16 protein-coding genes are annotated in these 21,537 nt (G+C 72.5%); 9 read left to right on the plus strand and 7 right to left on the minus strand.

Annotated elements, in window-relative coordinates:
- Positions 1–10: 10 nt before the first annotated feature.
- The gene (locus tag ACIGXJ_RS31495; protein ID WP_399652561.1) at positions 11–223 is read right to left on the minus strand and encodes an EF-hand domain-containing protein; all 213 of its coding nucleotides are present in this window, start codon (positions 221–223) and stop codon (positions 11–13) included.
- Between the two features lie 135 nt (positions 224–358).
- On the opposite strand from ACIGXJ_RS31495, the gene ACIGXJ_RS31500 reads away from it, so the two are divergent.
- A complete protein-coding gene (locus tag ACIGXJ_RS31500) occupies positions 359–994 on the plus strand; it encodes a GNAT family N-acetyltransferase (RefSeq protein WP_399652563.1) in 636 nt (211 codons plus the stop codon).
- 5 nt (positions 995–999) lie between these two features.
- Here ACIGXJ_RS31500 and ACIGXJ_RS31505 read toward each other — a convergent pair whose 3' ends face one another.
- The 6 genes from ACIGXJ_RS31505 to ACIGXJ_RS31530 all read right to left on the minus strand — a co-directional run bounded on the left by ACIGXJ_RS31505 (position 1,000) and on the right by ACIGXJ_RS31530 (position 7,365).
- Positions 1,000–2,190, minus strand: a complete 1,191-nt coding sequence (locus ACIGXJ_RS31505) for a YncE family protein (RefSeq protein WP_399652566.1) — start codon at positions 2,188–2,190, stop codon at positions 1,000–1,002.
- Positions 2,190–2,921, minus strand: coding sequence for a polysaccharide deacetylase family protein (locus tag ACIGXJ_RS31510; protein ID WP_399652568.1), 732 nt, complete (start codon positions 2,919–2,921; stop codon positions 2,190–2,192). The genes ACIGXJ_RS31505 and ACIGXJ_RS31510 overlap by 1 nt, the downstream gene beginning before the upstream one ends.
- 148 nt (positions 2,922–3,069) lie before the next feature.
- On the minus strand, positions 3,070–3,573 hold the full coding sequence (locus ACIGXJ_RS31515) for an ATP-binding protein (protein ID WP_399652570.1): 504 nt from the start codon (positions 3,571–3,573) through the stop codon (positions 3,070–3,072).
- A gap of 326 nt (positions 3,574–3,899) precedes the next feature.
- Positions 3,900–4,667, minus strand: coding sequence for an enoyl-CoA hydratase/isomerase family protein (locus ACIGXJ_RS31520; RefSeq protein ID WP_399652573.1), 768 nt, complete (start codon positions 4,665–4,667; stop codon positions 3,900–3,902).
- A gap of 78 nt (positions 4,668–4,745) precedes the next feature.
- The gene (locus tag ACIGXJ_RS31525; protein ID WP_399652575.1) at positions 4,746–5,984 is read right to left on the minus strand and encodes an Ig-like domain-containing protein; all 1,239 of its coding nucleotides are present in this window, start codon (positions 5,982–5,984) and stop codon (positions 4,746–4,748) included.
- 142 nt (positions 5,985–6,126) lie between these two features.
- Positions 6,127–7,365 carry an Ig-like domain-containing protein gene (locus tag ACIGXJ_RS31530; RefSeq protein ID WP_399652577.1) on the minus strand — a complete coding sequence of 413 codons (1,239 nt, stop codon included), beginning with the start codon at positions 7,363–7,365 and terminating at the stop codon, positions 6,127–6,129.
- A gap of 156 nt (positions 7,366–7,521) precedes the next feature.
- Between ACIGXJ_RS31530 and glgX the strand changes: the two genes are divergently transcribed.
- The 8 genes from glgX to ACIGXJ_RS31570 all read left to right on the plus strand — a co-directional run.
- Positions 7,522–9,768: a glycogen debranching protein GlgX gene (gene glgX / locus ACIGXJ_RS31535; RefSeq protein WP_399652580.1), complete on the plus strand. Its 2,247-nt coding sequence runs from the start codon at positions 7,522–7,524 to the stop codon at positions 9,766–9,768.
- 106 nt (positions 9,769–9,874) lie between these two features.
- Positions 9,875–11,653 (plus strand): ABC transporter ATP-binding protein, encoded by a 1,779-nt coding sequence (locus ACIGXJ_RS31540; RefSeq protein ID WP_399652583.1) that lies wholly within the window; start codon positions 9,875–9,877, stop codon positions 11,651–11,653.
- Complete coding sequence (locus tag ACIGXJ_RS31545) at positions 11,650–13,506, plus strand: ABC transporter ATP-binding protein (protein WP_399652585.1); 1,857 nt, start codon at positions 11,650–11,652, stop codon at positions 13,504–13,506. The genes ACIGXJ_RS31540 and ACIGXJ_RS31545 overlap by 4 nt, the downstream gene beginning before the upstream one ends.
- Positions 13,503–15,191 (plus strand): ABC transporter transmembrane domain-containing protein, encoded by a 1,689-nt coding sequence (locus ACIGXJ_RS31550; RefSeq protein ID WP_399652587.1) that lies wholly within the window; start codon positions 13,503–13,505, stop codon positions 15,189–15,191. Before ACIGXJ_RS31545 ends, ACIGXJ_RS31550 begins: the two co-directional genes overlap by 4 nt.
- Before the next feature lie 142 nt (positions 15,192–15,333).
- On the plus strand, positions 15,334–17,076 hold the full coding sequence (locus ACIGXJ_RS31555; RefSeq protein WP_399652589.1) for an ABC transporter ATP-binding protein: 1,743 nt from the start codon (positions 15,334–15,336) through the stop codon (positions 17,074–17,076).
- 262 nt (positions 17,077–17,338) lie between these two features.
- Complete coding sequence (locus ACIGXJ_RS31560) at positions 17,339–19,384, plus strand: M4 family metallopeptidase (RefSeq protein WP_399652593.1); 2,046 nt, start codon at positions 17,339–17,341, stop codon at positions 19,382–19,384.
- Positions 19,385–19,585: 201 nt separating this feature from the next.
- Positions 19,586–21,247, plus strand: coding sequence for a M4 family metallopeptidase (locus tag ACIGXJ_RS31565; protein ID WP_399652595.1), 1,662 nt, complete (start codon positions 19,586–19,588; stop codon positions 21,245–21,247).
- Between the two features lie 22 nt (positions 21,248–21,269).
- A partial coding sequence (locus tag ACIGXJ_RS31570; RefSeq protein WP_399652597.1) for a DUF1990 family protein occupies positions 21,270–21,537 on the plus strand: 268 nt, incomplete at its 3' end.

Consider the following 21,537-nt stretch of genomic DNA (forward strand, 5'->3'; position numbering starts at 1 on the left):
CGCGCACGCGTCACTTGTTCAGGTGGGCCCAGAACTCGTCGAAGGACAGCTTCTTGTCGCCGTCCAGGTCGCGGCTGGCGATGATCGCCTCGGCGACCGTCTCGGTGACGTTCCAGTCGCCGCCCTGGGCGAGGGCGGTCTTGAACTCGGCGGCCGTGATCTGGCCGTCACCGTCCGTGTCGATGCGGTCGAACTGCTTGCGTGCTTCTTCGATGTCGGCCACCGATCCGCCCCTTTTCGTCAAACCTTGCCGTCGTGCCTGTCGTACGTTCGTACTGGCGCAGGTCAGACTAACCGCCCGCCCGTGAGCGCGGTGCGGCGACCACCCGCGCCGGGGCCAAGGACCGGAGGAGGGGCAGTGGGACAGACGCTGCGGGGCATTCTCGACGCGGCCGCGCGGGGTGATTTCCCGCCACCGGACGGCCGTACGACCGTCGTGGCGCAGCCGTCACCGCGGGACGCCGGGGTCATGTCCTTCACGGCCCACTCCGTGGTGTTCACCGACGAGGACCCGGACTGGGTGCACGACACCCTGCGCGGCCTGGACTGCGACCCGCTCGCCGCGACCATGAACCCGCTGTTCCTCGCGGCGCTGCTCACCCGCACGGGCCGCACGACGGAGTGCGTGGACGCCGTGCTGGTCGGCACGCCCCTGCCCGGTGAGCCGGCCCTGCCGCTGAAGGAGATCGCCGACCCCGGGCATCCGCGGATCGCCTACGCCCGGCTGCGGCGCGACGACGTGCGGGCCTGGACGACGGACGGCGGGGTGCTGGTGACGGGACGCGGCGTCGCCGGGCGGCTCGAGGTGTCGGTGGAGGTCGACGAGGAGGCGCGGCACAGCGGGCTCGGGCGGGAGCTGGTGCGGGCCGCCCGGCAGCTCGCCGGGGAGCCGCTGTGGGCGCAGGTGGCGCCGGGGAACGCCCGCAGCGTACGGGCGTTCCAGGCGGCCGGTTACCGTCAGGTGGGCGCGGAGGCCCTGCTGCGCGCCCGATAGGGGCTTCAGCGGAAGATGCCGGTGTGGCCCAGGGAGTAGCGGCCCGGCTGGGGGTACACCGCGAGGCCGTGCGGGCCGCTGCCGACCTTGATGCGGGCGAGCTGGGTGCCGGTGCGGGTGTCGACGGCGTACACCTCGGCGTCGTACCGCCCGGACAGCCACAGCACCTTGCCGTCGGCGGAGACGCCGCCCATGTCGGGGCTGCCGCCGTCGGGCAGGCGCCACTTCTTGGTGAGCCTGTTCCGGGTGAAGTCGAAGACGGAGATGGTGCCCTCGCCTCGGTTGGAGACGTACATCTCGCGCGAGTCGCGGCTGACGTACAGCCCGTGGGTGCCCTTGCCGGTGGGCAGCAGCTTCGGCTTGCCGAACGTGTCGCCGTCCAGCACCCACATGCCGTCGGCCATCATGTCGGCGACGTAGAACCGCTTGCCGTCCGGGGACACCTTCACGTCCTGCGGCATGGCGCCCCGGAAGGGCAGCTTCTGCTGTCCGATCACCTTCATCTTCTCGGTGTCGACCTTCAGCAGCTCGCCGCTGAACTCGCAGGAGACGATGAAGTACCTGCCGTCCATGGAGAAGTCCGCGTGGTTGACGCCGTAGCAGCTGACCGGTTCGGTCTTGACCGTCTTCATGGTGTGCGGGTCGCGGAAGACGAGCTCGCGGTCGAGGGACGCCATGACGATCGCGTACTTGCCGTTCGGCGTGAAGTAGAGGTTGTACGGGTCGTGCACCTCGACCGGCTCGCCCGCCTTGCCCGTCCTCGGGTCGACGGGGGTGAGGGTGTGGCCGCGGTTGTTGTTGACCCACAGCGTCTTCATGTCCCAGGACGGCACGACGTGCTGCGGCTGCCGCCCCACGTGGATCGTGTCGACGATCTCGTACGTCTTCGGGTCGATCACCGACACCGTGTCCGACTCGGTGTTGGGGACGTACACCCGCGACGGGAAGTCCTTCACCACGGGCGAGAGCCGGTTCGGGCGGTCGGCGGCGTACACGTCCTCGGGGTCCAGCACCGGTGGCATCCCGGGCAGCCCCTGGATCTGTTTCTGCTTCGGCGGCGCCGGGACGACCGCGGCCCTGGTGGTGGGCGCGTCGGCGTCCCGGTTCCCGGTCTCGGAGCCGCAGGCGGCGACGGCCGCGAGCCCGAGCAGGCCGGCGGTGACGAGGAGGGTGCGGGTCATCGGGTGGTGGCGCATCAGCTGAGCAGCTCCGTGGTGGTGACGGCGCGCAGGCCGCGGCGGTCGAGTTCTTCCAGTACGGCGGGCAGGGCGGCGACCGTGTCGGCGTAGCCGAAGTGCAGGCTCACCACGGAGCCGGCCCGGACCTCGCCGAGCACGGTCCGGGCGACGGCGGCGGCCCCCGGGGCGGTGAAGTCGAGTGAGTCGACGTCGTACGACAGCACGAGCGGGTAGCCCGCGCGGCGGGCCAGCGTCTCGACCAGCGGGGAGGCGCGGGTGGCCCGGGAGGGCCGGAAGCAGGTGCCGATGGAGCCCGTGAGCCGCCTCAGCCGGTCGGCGCACTCGGTGATCTCCGCGTGTGCCTCCGCCTCGGGCATGGCGTTGATGTCGAGGTGCCGCTGGGTGTGATTGCCCAGCTCGTGTCCTGCGTCGAGGATGCGGCGGGCGATCCCGGGGTTCTCGTCCAGCCAGGTTCCCACCGCCAGCACGGTGAGGCGGGCGCCGTGCCGCTCGGCCGTCTCCAGCAGGGCCCTGGCCGTCGCCGGGTCGCCGCCGCCGTGGAAGGTGAGGGCGACATGGGGCCGGTCGCGGGGGCCGTGGGTGATCTGGGCGGGTCGGGCGCGGAGGCCGCCGGTCGCGGGCGGGGCTTTCGGGGCGGGGGGTGTGGCCGGGGAGCAGCCTGCCGTGACGGCTGTCAGCAGTCCGGCGGCGGCTGTGCGGAGGGTGGAGCGGCGGTCGGTGGGGGGCACGTGTCCATTTAAGGGTGGTTCGACCGGAATCCCGCCGATTGACTCATCCGGTCGTCGGGCCGCGGGTCAGATGCGGCCGGCCGCACCCATGCGGCACGGCCGCACATGGATCCGGCCGCGCGCCCCGAGGGCTTCGCCCTCGGGAGGTTCAGCGGTCGGCCACCCGCATCTCGAACCACGTCGTCTTGCCCCTGGGCAGCAGGTCCACTCCCCACCGGTCCGCCAGCTTGTCCACCAGGAACAGCCCCCGGCCGCTGATGTCCAGCTCCTGCACGGGCATCAGACAGGGCAGCCCTCGGGAGGGGTCGCGGACCTCGACCCGGATCCAGCCCCGGCGGCGGTGCATCCGCAGGCCGAACACCCGGGCCCCGGTGTGGCGGACGGCGTTGCCCACGAGCTCGGAGACGAGTAACACGGCGTCCTCGGTGAGCTTGGGCGTGAGGCCCCAGTGGCGCAGGACCACGACCTGGGCGAGGCGGCGGGCCGTGGCCGCCGACTCCGGGCGGGACGGCAGCGGAACTTCCGCCTCCGTCGGGTTGCCGAACAACTCCAGCGCCTTGAGCGCTCGTTCGTCCTCCACCGCGGGCGACCAGCGCGCCGCCGTCGCACGGCCGTGTCCCCGCGGCTGTTCGATGCCCTCCAGCCCCGCCATGCCCCCATCATGGCCGCCCAGCGGCGTCCGCGTGGCCGTTCCGGAGGAATACGCCCCCCGGGAGCACCCGTTCCGCGAGATCCGGTCGGCATATGCCGACGGCACTTCGGGGGCCTCCGCAGCCCGTGCGACCTGCGGAGACGGCTCACCTGGAGGCAACGGACCGGCTCCCTCGACAAGACAGGCTCAAGGCTGCCTTGAGGCTTTCATGAACCGCCCCATCGAGGGACCCGGATCAGACGCCCCGTCAATTGCAAGGGGCCCCGGCAGGAGTCACACCGGCGTGATGCGCACCGGCCTGATGCACACCGGCGCGATGCGCACCCCTAGAGGAACTTCGCCTTGCCGGGGCCCTCCTCCACGAAACTGCGCATCCCGCGCTCGCGGTCCTCGGTCGCGAACAGGCCGGCGAACCAGTTGCGCTCCACCGCGAGGCCCGTGTCGATGTCCGACTCCAGCCCGACGTCGATCGACTCCTTCGCGGCACGCAGCGCGAGCGCCGGCCCCTGCGCGAGCTTCGCGGCCCAGGCGTGCGCCTCGGTGTAGACGTCCGCCGCGGGCACCACGCGGTCCACCAGCCCCAGTGTCAGGGCCTCGTCCGCCTTGACCATCCGGCCGGTGAAGATGAGGTCCTTGGCCTTGGAGGGGCCGACCAGCCGGGACAGGCGCTGGGTGCCGCCGGCGCCCGGGATCAGGCCGAGCAGGATCTCCGGCTGGCCGAGCTTGGCGTTGTCGGCGGCGATGCGGAAGTCCGCGCACAGGGCCAGCTCGCAGCCGCCGCCGAGCGCGTATCCGGTGACGGCGGCGACGACCGGCTTGGGGATACGGGCCACCGCGGTGAAGGAGTCCTGCAGGGCGCGGGCGCGCAGGACCATCGCGGTGTGGTCCATGGCCTGCATCTCCTTGATGTCCGCGCCCGCCGCGAACACCTTCTCGCCGCCGTAGATCACGACCGCGCGCACGTCGTCGCGGCGCGCGGCCTCCTCGGCGAGCTCCTTCAGCCGGTCCTGGGTGGCGATGTCCAGCGCGTTCATGGGCGGACGGTCCAGGCGGAGGGTGCCGACGCCCTCGGCCACTTCGAGATTCACGGTCATGGGAGGCAGGTTAACGTCCACTAACGACAACGGGCCCGGTGCCGTAGGTCACAGCACCGGGCCCGCCTCACCCACGTACTACTTCGTCCACTCCGCCCACGGCATGTTCCAGCCGTTGAGGCCGTTGGACGGGTCGACCACCGGGTCGGTGGAGTTCTTCACCTCGACCACGTCACCGATGATCGAGTTGTCGAAGAACCAGGCCGCCTCGACGTCCTCGTCCCAGCCGCCGCGCACGTCCCGCAGGCCGATGCAGCCGTGGCTGGCGTTGTAGTTGCCGAAGGCGTCGCCGCCCCAGTAGTTGCCGTGCACGAAGGTGCCGGAGTCGGTCAGGCGCATGGCGTGCGGTACGTCCTTGATGTCGTACTCGCCGTCGTAGCCCACGGTGTCGCCGTTCATCCGGGTCACGGTGAACTTCTCGCTGATGACCATCCGGCCGTTCCAGGTGGCGTAGCCGGGCTTGCCGGTGGTCACCGGGACCGTCTTGAAGAGCTTGCCGTCCCGCATGACCTTCATGGTCTGCCTGGAGGCGTCCACGATCGAGACCTGGCTGCGGCCGATGGTGAAGGAGACGGTCCTGGACTGCTCGCCGTACACGCCGTCGCGGCCCTCGACGCCGTCGAGGTTGAGCTCGACGGTGACCTTGGTGCCGGCCTTCCAGTACTTCTCGGGCCGGAAGTCGAGGCGGTCGTTGCCGAACCAGTGGCCCTCGACGTCGACGGCCGGCTCGGTCTTGATGCTGATGGCCTTCTCGACGTCGTCGGGGTGGGTGATGCCCCGGGTGAAGCGGACGGAGAAGGGCATGCCCACGCCGACGGTGGAGCCGTCCTCGGGCGTGAAGGTGCCGACGAAGGTGTTGTCCGGGGTCAGCGTGGTGAAGCTGGAGTCCTCGGCCGCGGTGCGGCCCTCGGAGTCCTTGGCGACGGCGTGCACCTGGTACCTGGTGGCCGCCGCCAGATGGGTCTCGGGCGTCCATCCGCTGCCGTCGGCGGATATGGAGCCCGCTATCTCCCTGCCCTTGCCGTCCTTGACGACGACCTCGGTCAGCTTGCCCTTCGCGGCGGCTATCTTCAGCTCGCCGCTGGTGTCGACGTCCGTGGCGCCGTTCTTCGGCGCGATCTTGACGACGGCCTCGGACTGTCCGCTCGCGGCCACCGAGCGCCCGCCCTTGCCCTTGCCCTCCCCCGGCTCCTTCCCGGAGTCCGGTCCCCCGCCGCCGCAGGCGGTCACGGCCAGCAGCAGCGCACCGGCGAACACGGCCCCCAGCCGCCGCCCGCGTGCGTCAACCGACGCCCCCGGTATCGGTCGCACGTTCAAGTCGAATCTCCCCTCCCCGGGCCTGGTCGGGCCCGCGAACAGCGCGTCTCGCGCGCGCATTGGCGCATATTAACCGTGCGTTCAGGAGCGCCGAGGTCGCGCGATTGTCACCGTTCGGTCCCAACCGGTCCGGTCTCGGGGGTTATCGGACCGCGCTGCCCGCCTTCCACTCCTTCCAGCCGAGGTTCCAGCCGCCGAGGCCGTTGTCGGGCGCGACCTTCCTGTCCTTGCTGTGGACGACCTCGACGACGTCCCCGACGATGCTGCGGTCGAAGAACCAGCCCGCAGGGGTGTCGGAGCCGCCGCCCTTGTCGTCGCGCAGCCCGACGCAGCCGTGGCTGACGTTGTCCCGGCCGAAGACGGAGGCGGGCGCCCAGTAGTTGCCGTGCAGGAAGGTGCCGGAGTCGGTCAGACGCATGGCGTGCGGTACGTCCGGGATGTCGTACTCGCCCTTTCCGTTCTTCTTCTTGAAGCCGACCGTGGCGCCGTTCATCCGGGTCACCTCGTACATCTCGGTGACGACCATCCTGCCGTTGTACGTGGTGGTCTTCGGGGCGCCCGCCGTGATCGGCACGGTCGCGAGCAGCTCGCCGTCGCGCCGCACCTCCATGGTGTGCCGGGCGGCGTCCACGAGGGAGACCTGGCTGCGGCCGACCGTGAAGGTGAACGTCTTGTCCTGCAGCCCGTACACCCCGGGCGCGCCCTGGACGTCGCGCAGGGCGAGGTCGACGGTGACCTCGGTGCCGGGCTTCCAGTAGTGCTCGGGCCGGAAGTCGAGGCGGCCCGAGCCGAACCAGTGGGGGCGGATCTCCACGGCCGGCTCCGCGGTGACCCGTACGGCACGCTCCACGGCCGCGCGGTCGCTGATCTCGCGGTTGAACTCCAGGGAGACGATCATCCCGGTGCCGACGACGGCCCGGTTCTCCGGGGTGACGTAGCCGATGAACCGCTCCTCGGGGACGTAGGTCGTGAAGGCCGTGTGGCGGGCCGAGCGGCGGCCGTGCCCGTCGACGGCGACCACGTCGACCGCGTACCTGGCGGCCAGCGCCAGCCGCTCCTCGCGCGGCCGCCAGCTCAGCCCGTCGGCGGAGATCCGGCCGGGCACCTCCGTCTCCTGCGCGTCCTGCTGCCTGCTGACGCGCACCGACTCCAGCCGCCCGGCCGGCACCCGCACCACCAGCGGCTCGTCCGGGCGCACGGCCCTGCTGCCGTCGTCCGGCGAGACGAGGATGACGTCCTCGGGCGCCGGGGGTTTGCCGAGCATGCGGTCCGGGCCGCCGTCGTCCGTGCAGCCGGCCGCCCCGGCCAGCAGTCCTGCCCATGTCACTACGGCGGCCAGTGCGGCCCTCGCGCGCCGAGCGCGCCCATGTACGTGCCTCACATGGGTGCCCAACGAGCGGGCGGGCCCTGGGGAAACGTGAGTGCGACCCCGCCTCTGGGCAGAACAGGGGGAAGGGCCGACACGAGCCGAGGGGAGGGGTGCGTGCCATGGCGCACCCGTCCCGTGTCGTGCCGACGAGCCGCGGGAGGCCGACAGGTGTCGAGCGCAGCCGAGCAGGAGACGGTGGCCGTCGGGGACGGGCGTACGGCCGCCGTCGTCGAGGGGGCGCGGCGCGGGGCGCCGGCCCTGCCCGTGCCCGTGTGGCCGGGCGCGCCGACCCCGCTGGGCGCCCGGTTCCGGGTGGGCCCGGACGGGGTGGCCGGCACGAACTTCGCGTTGTGGGCGGGCGGGGCGGAGGCCGTGGAGCTGTGCCTGTTCGACGAGGAGGGCCGTGAGACGCGGGCCCGGCTGAGCGAGCTGACGCACGAGATCTGGCACGGCTTCGTGCCGGGCGTGCTGCCGGGCCAGCGCTACGGCTACCGGGTGCACGGCCGCTGGGACCCGTGGACCGGCGCCCGCTGGAACCCGGCCAAGCTGCTGCTGGACCCGTACGCCCGCGCGGTGGACGGCGACTACGGGCCCACCGGGCTGGCGCCCGAGCTGTACGGGCATGTCCGCGACTGGCCCGAGCAGCAGGTCGCCGACACGGTCCGCGACGACCGGGACTCGGCGCCGTTCGTGCCCAAGGGCGTGGTCGTCCACGACGACGACGACTGGGCCGACGACCGCCGCCCCAAGACGCCCTGGGCCGACTCGGTGATCTACGAGCTGCACGTACGCGGCTTCACCAAACGGCATCCCGGCATCCCCGGGGAGCTGCGCGGCACCTACGCGGGCCTCGCGCACCCGGCGGCCGTCGAGCATCTGGTGAAGCTGGGCGTGACGGCGGTGGAGCTGCTGCCGGTGCACCAGTTCGCGCACGAGGACCACCTGCTCAGAAGGGGTCTGCGCAACTACTGGGGCTACAACTCCATCGGCTACTTCGCGCCGCACGCCGCCTACGCCGCCTCCGGTACGACCGGCCAGCAGGTCGGCGAGTTCAAGCGGATGGTGCGCGCGCTGCACGCGGCCGGGATCGAGGTCATCCTCGACGTGGTCTACAACCACACCGCCGAGGCGGGCGAGTTCGGGCCCACCCTGTCGCTGAAGGGCATCGACAACCGCGGCTACTACCGGCTCCAGCCGGACGCGCGCCGGTACGCCGACTACACCGGCTGCGGCAACACGCTGCACGTGGTCCAGCCGCACGTGCTGCGGCTCATCACCGACTCGCTGCGCTACTGGGTGACGGAGATGGGCGTCGACGGCTTCCGCTTCGACCTGGCGGCCGCGCTGGCCCGCTCGATGCACGACGTCGACATGCTGTCCCCGTTCCTCGCGGTGATCGCGCAGGACCCGGTGCTCAGGCGGGTGAAGCTGATCGCCGAGCCGTGGGACGTGGGCTCCGGTGGCTATCAGGTGGGCGCCTTCCCGCCGCTGTGGACCGAGTGGAACGACCGCTACCGGGGGGCCGTGCGCGACTTCTGGCGCGGCGCGCTGCCGGACGTGCGCGACCTCGGCTACCGGCTGTCCGGCTCCAGCGACCTGTACGCCTGGGGCGGGCGGCGGCCGTACGCCTCGGTCAACTTCGTCACCGCGCACGACGGTTTCACGCTGCGCGACCTCGTGTCGTACGAGCACAAGCACAACGACGCCAACGGCGAGGGCAACCGGGACGGCACCGACGACAACCGGTCCTGGAACTGCGGCGCGGAGGGCGACACCGACGACGAGCGGGTGCTCGCGCTCAGGCGGCGCCAGCTGCGCAACCTGATGACGACCCTGCTGCTGTCGACGGGCGTGCCGATGCTGGTCGCCGGGGACGAGCTGGGGCGCACCCAGCGCGGCAACAACAACGCCTACTGCCAGGACAACGAGACCAGCTGGCTCGACTGGAGCCTGCTGGAGGAGCCCGGCTGGAAGGCTCTGTTCGAGCTGACGTCCCGGCTGATCGCCCTGCGCCACCGGCACCCGGTGCTGCGCCGCCGGGCGTTCTTCTCCGGCCGCGCGCACTCCGCGGACGGGCTGCGGGACCTGGCCTGGTTCACCTCGCGCGGCAGCGAGATGACCGAGCGCGACTGGTACGCGCCCGCCGCCACGCTCGGCATGTATCTGTCCGGCCGCGACATCCCGGGCCGCGACGGGCGCGGCGCCCCCGTCCTCGACGAGAGCTTCCTCGCCGTGCTGCACGCCGGGGAGCGGCCGGTCGAGTTCGTGCTGCCGGGCCCGCCCTGGGCCACGTCGTACGAGCTGGTCGTCGACACCTCGCGGGAGGACCAGTCGGAGGCTCCCGGCACCCTGCGCCCGGCGGGCTCACGGATCACGGTGCCGGGACGGGCGGTGCTGCTGCTGAAGGTGGGGTGAGGGGCCGGAAAGCGGCCGTAGGCGCAGGTCGTAGGACCATCGGCCGACCGCCGCACGGCCGAAACTCGGTGGGCAGTGTCAGTGGCGAACCGTAGGCTCGCTGCTGATGCCCACGACACGTGCAACCACCGAGGACCGTTCCGCCGTACGCAGCCTGCTGCGCCTGTGGCCGTATGTACGGCCCGTACGGGTGCGGCTGTTCGGTGCCGCCGTGGTGGCGGTCGTCGCCTCCTGTGTGGGGCTGGTGATCCCGCTCGTGCTGAAGTGGGTGGTGGACGGCCCGGTGGCCGACGGCGACCCGGCGGGGGTCTGGCTGGGCGCGCTGTACCTGCTGCTCCTCGGGTTCGCCGAGGCGCTGCTGTTCGGCTTCCGGCGCTGGCTGGTGGCGCGGCCGCTGTCGGGTGTCGAGGCGGCGATGCGGGCCGACCTCTACCGGCATCTGCAGCGCCTGCCGGTGTCCTTCCACGACCGCTGGGCCTCCGGCCAGCTGCTGTCGCGCGGCACCACCGACCTGATGCTGCTGCGCATGTTCCTCGCCTTCCCGCTGACCTTCCTGCTGGTCAACGGCGTGACCATCCTGGTCGGCGTGATCATCATGCTCGTCCAGGACCTCACCCTCGGCCTGGTGATCCTGGTGCCGGCCGTGCCGGTGATGGTCACCTGTGTGATCTTCGAGAAGCGGTACGCGGACGTGGCCCGGCTCGCCCAGGACCAGGTCGGTGATCTGACGACCGTGGTCGAGGAGAGCGTCCTCGGCATCCGGGTCGTCAAGGGCTTCGGCCGGCACCGCAGTCAGGCACGGGCGTTCCGCGAGCTGTCCCGCACCCTGCGCGGCACGGAGCTGCACAAGGCGCGGCTGCTTGCGGCGATCTGGGCCGTCATCGTGGCGCTGCCGGAGGTGGCCATCGGGGCCGCGCTGGTCCTGGGCACCGTCCAGGTGGCCGACGGCGACCTGTCGGCGGGCACGCTGGTGGCGTTCCTGTCGACCGCCCTGGCGCTCAGGTGGCCCGTCGACTCGATCGGCTTCCTGCTGGCGATGAGCCAGGAGGCGGCGACGGCCACGGAGCGGTACTTCGAGGTGATGGACGCGCGGCCGGAGGGGGCGCAGGTGTCGGCCTCCGCGACGCGTGCCGAGGAGCGCGGCATCCGCTTCGACGGTGTCCGGTTCCGCTATCCCGACGCCCCCGCGGACGCTCCGCCCGTCCTCGAGCACGTCGACCTCCACATCCGCCCCGGCGAGTCGATGGCCCTCGTCGGAGCCACCGGCAGCGGCAAGACCACCCTCACCGCCCTCGTCCCCCGGCTGCACGAGCTGACCGGGGGCCGGATCACCCTGGACGGCGTCGACATCACCGCCATGCCCCGCGAGGAACTGCGCTCGCTGATCTCCGTCGCGTTCGAGGAGCCCACCCTCTTCTCCGCGAGCGTCGGCGAGAACGTCCTCATGGGCGCGGGCGACGACCCGGCCCCCGAGGACCTGGACCGCGCCCTCGCCATCGCGCAGGCCGACTTCGTGCACGCCCTCCCGCAGGGCGCCGACACCCAGGTCGGCGAGCAGGGCCTGAGCCTGTCGGGCGGCCAGCGGCAGCGGCTGGCGCTCGCCCGGGCGGTCGTGGGCAGACCCAGATTCCTGGTGCTCGACGACCCGCTGTCCGCGCTGGACGTGCACACCGAGGCTGCCGTGGAGGCCGCGCTGCGCCGGGTGCTGGCCGAGACCACGGCGCTGATCGTGGCGCACCGCCCCTCCACCGTGCTGCTCGCCGACCGGGTCGCCCTGCTGTCCGGCGGCCGGATCGCGGCGGTCGGCACCCACCACGAACTGCTGCGCACCGACGCCGAGTACGCGCACCTGATGTCCGGAGCGGACGAGGAGGCCCACCGATGACGGCGACCGCCGCGAGCGCCCCCACCGGGGAAGCGCCTCCCGACGACGCACCCGACCGCGCCGGCGACCCCTTCGACCGCGACACCCTGCCCACCCCGCCGGGCGCGGTCGGCGCCCTGCTGCGCTCCCTGCTCGCGCCCATGCGGTCCAGGGTCGCCCTCACCACGCTTCTGCTGCTGCTCCAGCAGGCGGCGGTGCAGGCGGGCCCGCTGCTGGTGGCGTACGCCATCGACCGGGCCGTCCCGGCGTTCCGCGCCGACGACCACGGACCGCTGTTCGCGGTGGCGGCCGGCTATCTGCTGTGCGCGCTCGGCGCGGGGGTGCTGCAGTACGCGTTCATCGTGCTGTCCGCCCGCGTCAACCAGGACGTGCTGCTCGACCTGCGCGGCCGTATCTTCCGGCACGCGCAGGCGCTCAGCGTCGACTTCCACGAGCGCTACACCAGCGGCCGGCTGATCTCGCGGTCCACCACGGACGTGGAGTCGCTGCGGGAGCTGCTGGACGAGGGCCTGCAGGAGCTCGTGACGGTGGTGCTGTCCTTCGTCTACATCTCGGTACTGCTGCTGTGGCTGGATCTCGGTCTCGGCGGGGTCGCGGTGGCCTCGTTCGTGCCGCTGTACGCGCTGGTGCGGCTGTACCAGCGGCGGGCCGCGCGGGTGTACGAGGAGCGGTCGACCGCGATCGCGGCGGTGATCGTGAAGTTCGTGGAGACGATGAACGGCATCCGCCCGGTGCGCGCGTTCCGCCGCGAGGCGGTCAACGACGCCGAGTTCGGGGTGCTGAACCGCCGCCACGAGCGCACCAACGGCGACGCGCTGCTGGAGATGATGCGCTATGTGGTCGGCTCCCGGCTGGTCGCCAACACGGCCGTCGCGCTGATCGTGCTGTGGGGCGCCTACCGGGTCGCCGACGGCACGCTGGCCCTCGGCGTGCTGGCCGCGTCGGTGCTGTACCTGCGGCGGCTGTACGACCCGATCGACCGGCTCGGCATGTTCCTGAACTCCTACCAGTCGGCGGCCGCGTCGCTGGTGAAGATCGCCGGACTGCTGGCCCAGAAACCCTCGGTGCCGGAGCCGGCCGAACCGCGCGAGCTTCCGGAGCGCCGCTCGGAGCTGCCCGGCCGCGAGGTCGTCTTCGACGGCGTCCGGTTCGCCTACCGCACCGGCGGCGAGGTGCTGCCCCGCTTCGACCTGACCCTGCCGGCCGGGCAGACCGTCGCCGTGGTCGGCACCACCGGCGCGGGCAAGTCGACGCTCGCCAAGCTGCTCGCCCGCTTCTACGACCCCACCGACGGGCGGGTCCTGCTGGACGGCGTGGACCTGCGCGAGCTGGCGACGGCCGAGCTGCGGCGCGGGGTGGTCATGGTGACGCAGGAGGCGTTCCTGTTCTCCGGCACGGTCGCCGAGAACATCGCCATCGGCCGCCCCGACGCCACCCGCGAGGACATCGAGCGGGCCGCGAAGGCCATCGGCGCGCACGACTTCATCAGCGCCCTGCCCGACGGCTACGACACCGACGTCCGTAAGCGCGGCGGCCGCATCTCGGCCGGCCAGCGCCAACTCGTCGCCTTCGCGCGCGCGTTGCTCGCCGACCCCGCCGTGCTGATCCTCGACGAGGCGACCAGCTCGCTGGACGTCCCCGGCGAACGGGCGGTGCAGCGGGCCATGGCGACGGTCCTGAAGGGCCGTACGGCCGTCGTCATCGCGCACCGGCTGTCCACGGTGGAGATCGCCGACCGGGTGCTGGTGATGGAGAAGGGCCGGATCGTCGAGGACGGCACCCCGGCCGAACTCGTCGCCGGGACGGGCCGGTTCGCCGACCTGCACCGGGCGTGGCGGGACAGCCTGGCGTGAGGCGGCGGCAGGCGATCGACGCGTACGCCGACCCCGGCACACCCGACACCCGCTCCGCGGGGCGCTATCTGTGGTGGCTGGTGATGCGGCAGCCCGGGCGTTCGGTGGCGGGCGCGGCGCTGTCCAGCGTGTGGATGATCCTGCTGGCCACCACGCCGTACGTCATGTCGCGGGCGATCGACGAGGGGCTCGGGCCCGGTGACTTCCCGGTGCTGGCCGGCTGGTGCGCGGCACTGGTGGGGGTGGCCGCGGTCACCGCCTGGGTGGGCATCCTGCGGCACCGCACGATGACCCGGGTGCGGATGGACGCCAACTTCCGCACGGTGAAGGTGCTCGTGGACCACTCGGTCCGGCTGGGCGCGGCGCTGTCCCGGCGGTCGGGGGCCGGGGAGGTCGTCACCATCGGGGTCGGTGACGTCCAGACGATCGCCGGTTCGCTGACCGCGGTCGGCCCGGGCCTCGGCGCGCTCGTCGCCTTCGTGGCCGTCGCGGCCCTGCTGCTGTCGGTGTCGCTGCCGCTCGCCGCCGTGGTGCTGGTCGGCGTGCCGGTGCTGGGTCTGGTGCTGGGCCCGCTGATGAAGCGGCTGCAGGGCCGGGAGGCGGAGTACCGCGAGCGCCAGGGCGCGCTGACCGCGCGGATCGCCGACCTGGCGGGCGGGCTGCGGGTCCTCAACGGCCTGGGCGGCAAGGGCCTGTTCACGGACGCCTTCCGCCGTGACTCCCGGCACCTGCGCGACCAGGGCTACCGGGTGGGCGCGGTGACCAGCTGGATGGAGGCCCTCGGCACCGGCCTGCCGGTGCTGTTCCTCGCCGTGGTGACCTGGCTGGGGGCGCGGCTGGCCGCACGGGGCGAGATCTCGGTCGGCGAGCTGGTGTCGGTGTACGGCTATGTGGCGGCCCTGATGTGGCCGGTCTCCTTCCTGGTGGAGTGCAGCGGCCAGATCAGCCGCGCCCTGGTGGCCGCCGGCCGGGTCGTCGGTTTCCTGCGCCTGGAGCCGGAGCCGGTGACCGGTACGGCCGACGCCCCCGCCGAGCCGTCCGCCCTGCACGACCCCGAGTCGGGCGTGACCGTGCGCCCCGGCGCGCTGACCGCCCTGGCGACCGCGCGCCCCGCCGACGCCACCTTGATCGTCGAACGCCTCGGCCGCTGCACGCCCTCGTCCGTCACCTGGGGGGACGTGCTCCTGGCGGACGTGCCGCTCCCCCAGGTCCGCTCCCGCGTGCTGGTCGCGGACCACGAGGCCGACCTGTTCGCGGGTCCGCTGCGGGAGGTCCTGGGCGGCGACGACCCCCGTGCCCTGCACGCCGCGGTGGCCGAGGACATCGTCCAGTCCCTCCCCGACGGCCTGGACTCCGTGATCGACGCCCAGGGACGCAACCTCTCCGGCGGACAGCGCCAGCGCGTCCGCCTCGCGCGAGCCCTCCTGACGGACCCCGAGGTCCTCCTCGCCGTGGAGCCCACCTCGGCCCTGGACGCCCACACCGAGGCGAAGGCGGCCGAGCGCCTGAAGGCCGCACGCCGGGGCCGTACGACCGTGGTGACCACCACGTCCCCGCTGGTCCTGGCCCAGGCGGACGTCGTCCACTACGTGGTGGACGGCAAGACAGCGGCCACGGGAACGCACGGGACCCTGCTGCTGACAGACCCGGGCTACAGGAAGCTGGTGGCCAGAGATGCGGAATGAAAAAACGCCCCGAGGGGCCCGTCCACAGGGGCGCGGGGCCGTGTCGGATCCGCGGCTGCCGTCGCGTGCGCGCGACAAGCCACGGCGCACGGCGCCCCGGCAGACCACCGAAGCCCCCCTCCCCGTGGCCGCCCCACCGCAGGTGAGACGCGCCGCACTCGACCTGGTCCAGGCGGACAGGCGCGCCTTCCTCACCACCCTCGCCCTCAACTCCGCGGCGGCGGCGGCAGGCGCGGCCGCCCCCTGGCTGCTCGGCCGCATCATCGACGAGGTGCGCGCGGGCGCCGCCGTGGCCACGGTGGACAAACTGGCCCTGGCCATCCTCCTGTGCGCCGTGGCCCAGCTGCTCCTCGCCCGCCAGGCCCGCTACACGGCCCACCGCTTCGGCGAACGGACCCTCGCCCGGGTCCGCGAGCAGTTCGTGGACCGCGCCCTGAACCTTCCGGCCTCCACCGTCGAACGCGCGGGGACCGGCGACCTCACCGCCCGCGGCACGGCCGACGTCGCCGCGGTCGGCGCCACCTTGCGCGACGTGGGCCCCGACCTGCTCATCAGCACCGTGCAGGCGCTGTTCCTGCTGGGCGCCCTGTTCGCGGTGGACCCCCTGCTGGGCGCGGCGAGCCTGCTGGGGCTGCTGCCGATCCACGCCGCCCTGCGCTGGTATCTGCGCCGGGCCCGCGACGGCTACCTCGCGGAGGGCGCGGCCACCTCCCGGGTCGCCGGGATCCTCGCGGCGACGGCGTCCGGCGCGCGCACGGTGGAGGCGTTCGGGCTGGGCCCGGGGCGGGTCGCGGCGAGCCGGGACGCGCTGGAGGAGTCCCGGCGCACGCGCGAGTACACGCTCTTCCTGCGCTCGGTGTTCTTCCCGGCGGTGGAGGTGTCGTACATCCTGCCCGTGGCGTGCGTCCTGCTGCTGGGCGGCGTGCTGCACGCGCACGGCACGGTGAGCCTCGGCTCGGTCGTCGCGGCGGCGCTGTGCATGCACCGGTTCGCCGAGCCGCTGGACCAGATCCTGATGCGGGTGGAGCAACTCCAGTCCAGCGGCGCCTCGTTCGCCCGGGTGGAGGGTCTGGCGCAGGCGCCCCGCACCCGGCGGGGATCCGCACCGGTTCCGGCCGGCGACCGGATCGACGTCCGTGGTGTGCGCCACGCCTACGACCGCGGCGGCGAGGTCCTGCGCGGCGTCGACCTGACGGTCCGCCCCGGGGAGCGGCTGGCGGTGGTGGGACCCTCGGGCGCCGGGAAGACCACGCTGAGCCGCCTCCTCGCCGGGGTGGACGCGCCCACCGGGGGCACGGTGACGGTCGGCGGGGTGGAGGTGGCCGCGCTGGACCCGGAGCAACTGCGCCGCCAGGTCGTCCTGGTGACCCAGGAGCACCACGTCTTCCTCGGCTCGGTCCGGGACAACCTGCGCATCGCCGCGCCGGACGCCGGGGACGAGGCGCTGTGGGCGGCGCTGAACACGGTCGGCGCCGAGGAGTGGGTGCGGGAGCTGCCGGACGGCCTGGACACCGAGCTGGGCGCCGGCCGGCTCGACGGCTCGCAGGCCCAGCAACTGGCCCTGGCCAGGGTGGTGCTGGCGGACCCGCACACGCTGGTGCTGGACGAGGCGACGGCCCTGCTGGACCCGGCGACCGCCCGGCACGCCGAGCGCGCCCTGGCCGCCGTACTGGACGGCCGTACGGTCATCGCAGTAGCGCACCGGCTGCACACCGCGCACGACGCGGACCGGGTGGCGGTGATGGAGGACGGCCGGCTCGCGGAGCTCGGCACGCACGCGGAGCTGGTGGCGGCGGGCGGGGCGTATGCGCGGCTGTGGCGGACGTGGCACGGGGAGCCGTCCGGCGGGCCGGGCGCACCTGCCGTGTCCGTGACGAGTGACTAGTCCGCATATCGAACGTGAACTCCCGGACAACGAACGATTTCCAGCCATTCTATTGACGCGCTCCTGACAGGTGGGGCGATCTGCTGCCACTCTTCCCACGGCCACCCCACAGCAACCCCACAGTTCGACCACCCCCGCTGTGGGCCGGGTCATCGCTCTGACGCACGTGGTTGTCACGTACCACCTGTTCTGCCCGGACGGCCCCACCCGGCGTCCGGTCTCCCCCGGCCGCGCAATCCGCGGCCCGCAGAAGGAGTCAGTGTTGAGACGCAGTTCCTCCCACAGACGCACCTCCCACACCCTGCACCGCAAGGCCGCGGCCGTCGCCCTCGTGGGCGTGTCCGCGCTGCTGGCCGCCGCCGTCCAGGCGGGCTCGGCCACCGCGGCCCCCGACCAGGCCCCGGTGGCCGCGGGCAAGGCCGACCCCGGCGCCCTGCCGGTCAAGCTCACCCCCGCCCAGCGCGCGGCGCTGATCCGGGACGCGCAGGCCGCCTCCGCGGACACCGCCGAGGACCTGGGCCTCGGCGCCCAGGAGAAGCTGGTCGTCCGTGACGTGGTCAAGGACCGCGACGGCACCCTGCACACCCGCTACGAGCGCACCTACGCCGGCCTGCCCGTGCTCGGCGGCGACCTGATCGTCGCCACCGCGAAGGACGGGGCGCGCGAGGGTGTGGTCAAGGCGACCCGGGCCACCGTCAAGGTCGCCTCGCTCGAGCCCTCCGTCGCGGCGAGCCGCGCCGAGCAGCAGGCACTGGGCGCCGCCCGGGCCGAGCGCGCCAAGGACGCGGACGTCAACCGGGCGCCGCGCAAGGTGATCTGGGCCGCGACCGGCAAGCCGACCCTGGCCTACGAGACGGTCGTCGGCGGCCTCCAGCACGACGGCACCCCGCAGGAACTGCATGTCGTCACCGACGCGAACACCGGCGCCAAGCTGTTCGAGTGGGAGGCGATCGAGACCGGCACCGGCAACACCGTCTACAGCGGCACCGTCCCGCTGACCACCACCCAGTCGGGCTCGACGTACAACCTCACCGACGGGGCGCGCGGCGGTCACAAGACGTACAACCTCAACCGGGGCACCTCCGGCACCGGCACGCTGTTCTCCGGCTCCGACGACGTCTGGGGCAACGGCAGCCCGTCCAACCTGGAGTCGGCCGCCGCCGACGCCCACTACGGCGCGGCGCTGACCTGGGACTACTACAAGAACGTGCACGGCCGCAACGGCATCCGCGGTGACGGCGTCGGCGCGTACTCCCGGGTCCACTACGGCAACAACTACGTCAACGCCTTCTGGTCCGACAGCTGCTTCTGCATGACCTACGGCGACGGCTCGGGCAACGCGAACCCGCTGACGTCGATCGACGTGGCCGCGCACGAGATGACGCACGGCCTGACCTCGGTGACCGCCAAGCTGGTCTACAGCGGCGAGTCCGGCGGTCTGAACGAGGCGACGTCCGACATCTTCGGCTCGACCGTCGAGTTCTACGCCAACAACTCCTCCGACATCGGTGACTACCTCATCGGCGAGGAGATCAACATCAACGGCGACGGCACCCCGTTGCGCTACATGGACAAGCCGAGCAAGGACGGCGCGTCCAAGGACAGCTGGTACTCGGGCATCGGCTCGATCGACGTGCACTACTCGTCCGGTCCCGCGAACCACTTCTTCTACCTGCTCAGCGAGGGCAGCGGCGCCAAGGTCATCAACGGCGTCAGCTACAACTCGCCGACCTCGGACGGCCTTCCGGTGACCGGCATCGGCCGCGCCAAGGCGGAGCAGATCTGGTTCAAGGCGCTCACCACCAAGTTCACCTCGAACACCAACTACGCGGGCGCCCGCACCGGCACCCTGGCGGCGGCCGGTGAGCTGTACGGCACCACCAGCGCCGAGTACAAGGCCGTGCAGGACGCGTGGGCGGCCGTCGCGGTCGGCTCCCGCTCCGGCGGCGGCGGTGGCGGCACCACCTTCGAGAGCACCACGGACGTGTCCATACCGGACCAGGGCGCCGCGGTGACCTCGCCGATCACCGTCACGGGCCGCACCGGCAACGCGCCGAGCAACCTCCAGGTCGGCGTGGACATCGTCCACACCTACATCGGTGACCTCCAGGTCCAGCTGGTCGCCCCCGACGGCACGGCCTACACGCTGAAGGCGTACGGCACCGGCGGCAGCGCGGACAACATCAACACCACGTACACGGTCAACGCCTCCTCCGAGGTCGCCAACGGCACGTGGCTGCTGAGGGTCCAGGACAACGCGGCCATCGACACCGGTTACATCAATGGCTGGAAACTGACCTTCCCGTAAACCTCACAGGAACGGTCGGCCGGCGCCGCTCCGGGGCTTCAGCTCCGGGGCGGCGCCTCGCGTTTACCTGCCTGAAACGTTCACCGACCAGCCGCCTTTCGGTCAACATCACTTGCCGCTCATGACATGTACGCACCATGAGTGCCAGGCTTCGTCCACCGCCGCACAAGCACCGACACCCCCACGAACCAAGGAGCCTGTGTGTCCTCCCTCTACGCGCGTCACCGGCGTGCCACCCTCGCCATCGCCACCGCCGTGGCGTCCGGGGCGCTGATCACCACCGCGCTGACCACCGGACCGGCCTCCGCGCAGACCCCCGCGGACACCGGTCGCGGGACCGCCGCCGCCACCCCGCTCGCCCTCTCCCCGGCGAGCCGCACCGCGCTGATCGCGCGCGCCGACGCCGCCAAGGCGGCCACCGCCGAGGAGATAGGCCTCGGCGCCCAGGAGAAGCTGGTCGTCCGGGACGTCGTCAAGGACGCCGACGGCACCCTGCACACCCGCTACGAGCGCACCTACGCCGGCCTGCCCGTCCTCGGCGGCGACCTGATCGTCCACGAGAGCCCGTCCGGCAGGACCGAGGGCGTCACCAAGGCGACCAGGGCCGCGCTGAAGGTCGCCGACCTCACCCCGGGGGTCACCGCGACGGCCGCCCGGAAGCAGGCGGTCGGCCGTGCCGAGTCCCTCGGCGCCACCCGGCCGGAGGCCTCCCGGACCCCGCGCAAGGTCATCTGGGCCGCGACCGGCAGGCCCACCCTCGCCTACGAGACCGTCGTCGGCGGCCTCCAGGAGGACGGCACCCCCAACGAGCTGCACGTCATCACCGACGCGGCCACCGGCGAGAAGCTCTACGAGTACCAGGGCATCGAGACCGGCACCGGCAGAAGCCAGTACTCCGGCACCGTCACCCTCAGCAGCTACCTGTCGGGCTCGACGTACCAGCTGAACGACACCGCGCGCGGCGGCCACAAGACGTACAACAAGGCCCGCTCCACGACCTCCTCGGCCGGCACGCTGTTCACCGACACCGACGACGTGTGGGGCACCGGCACCGCCTCCAGCTCCTCCACCAGCCAGACCGCGGCCGTCGACGCCGCCTACGGTGCCCAGGTGACCTGGGACTTCTACAAGAACACCTTCGGCCGCAACGGCATCAAGAACAACGGCGTCGCCGCCTACTCCCGCGTCCACTACGGCAACGCCTACGTCAACGCCTTCTGGTCCGACAGCTGCTTCTGCATGACGTACGGCGACGGCGAGGGCAACGTCAAGCCCCTGACCTCGCTGGACGTGGCCGGGCACGAGATGACCCACGGCGTCACCGCCAACACGGCCGGCCTCAACTACAGCGGCGAGTCGGGCGGCCTGAACGAGGCCACCTCGGACATCTTCGGCACGGCCGTCGAGTTCTACGCGGGCAACGCCTCCGACCCCGGTGACTACCTCATCGGCGAGAAGATCGACATCAACGGCGACGGCACCCCGCTGCGCCACATGGACAAGCCCAGCAAGGACGGCGCGTCCGCCGACTACTGGTCCTCCTCCCTGGGCGGCCTGGACGTGCACTACTCCTCCGGCCCGGCCAACCACTTCTTCTACCTGCTGTCCGAGGGCAGCGGCGCGAAGACGGTCAACGGCGTCAGCTACAACTCGCCCACCTACAACGGCTCCACGGTCACCGGCATCGGCCGCACCAAGGCCGCCGCGATCTGGTACAAGGCGCTGACGACGTACATGACGTCGACGACCGACTACAAGGGCGCCCGTGCGGCGACCCTGAGCGCGGCGTCGGCGCTGTACGGCTCGGCCGGCACCGAGTACAAGGCCGTGGCGGCCGCCTGGGCGGCGGTCAACGTCAACTGACCGCCTTCTACTCTTGGGCGGCATGTCCTTCACCTATGACGAGGTCGGCGCGACGCGTCGCGCCGGCCACTGTCCGCCCGGCTTCCACCCGCTGCACGTCCGCACCCGGATCGGGGAGGGCGAGGCGGTGTTCCGGCGGGCCGCGGAGGCGGTCCGCACCTGGGAGATGCACCGGGCGCTCGGCGTCGGCATCACGGCCGACGCCGTCCGCGCCGCCGGGGGGGGGGTAGTCACCCTTACCCACGCGGGGGTAATAAAAGCGCCCGGCCCGGGCGGCTGGCGGGTCGTAC

The sequence above is a fragment of the Streptomyces sp. NPDC053367 genome, assembly GCF_044545925.1.
In the GTDB taxonomy this organism is placed as follows: domain Bacteria; phylum Actinomycetota; class Actinomycetes; order Streptomycetales; family Streptomycetaceae; genus Streptomyces.

Coding starts and splice junctions, on each gene's coding strand:
- ACIGXJ_RS31505 (WP_399652566.1), bottom strand. CDS start 2,190: ATGCGCCACCACCCGATGACCCGCACCCTCCTCGTCACCGCCGGCCTG.
- ACIGXJ_RS31540 (WP_399652583.1), top strand. CDS start 9,875: ATGCCCACGACACGTGCAACCACCGAGGACCGTTCCGCCGTACGCAGC.
- ACIGXJ_RS31515 (WP_399652570.1), bottom strand. CDS start 3,573: ATGGCGGGGCTGGAGGGCATCGAACAGCCGCGGGGACACGGCCGTGCG.
- ACIGXJ_RS31545 (WP_399652585.1), top strand. CDS start 11,650: ATGACGGCGACCGCCGCGAGCGCCCCCACCGGGGAAGCGCCTCCCGAC.
- ACIGXJ_RS31520 (WP_399652573.1), bottom strand. CDS start 4,667: ATGACCGTGAATCTCGAAGTGGCCGAGGGCGTCGGCACCCTCCGCCTG.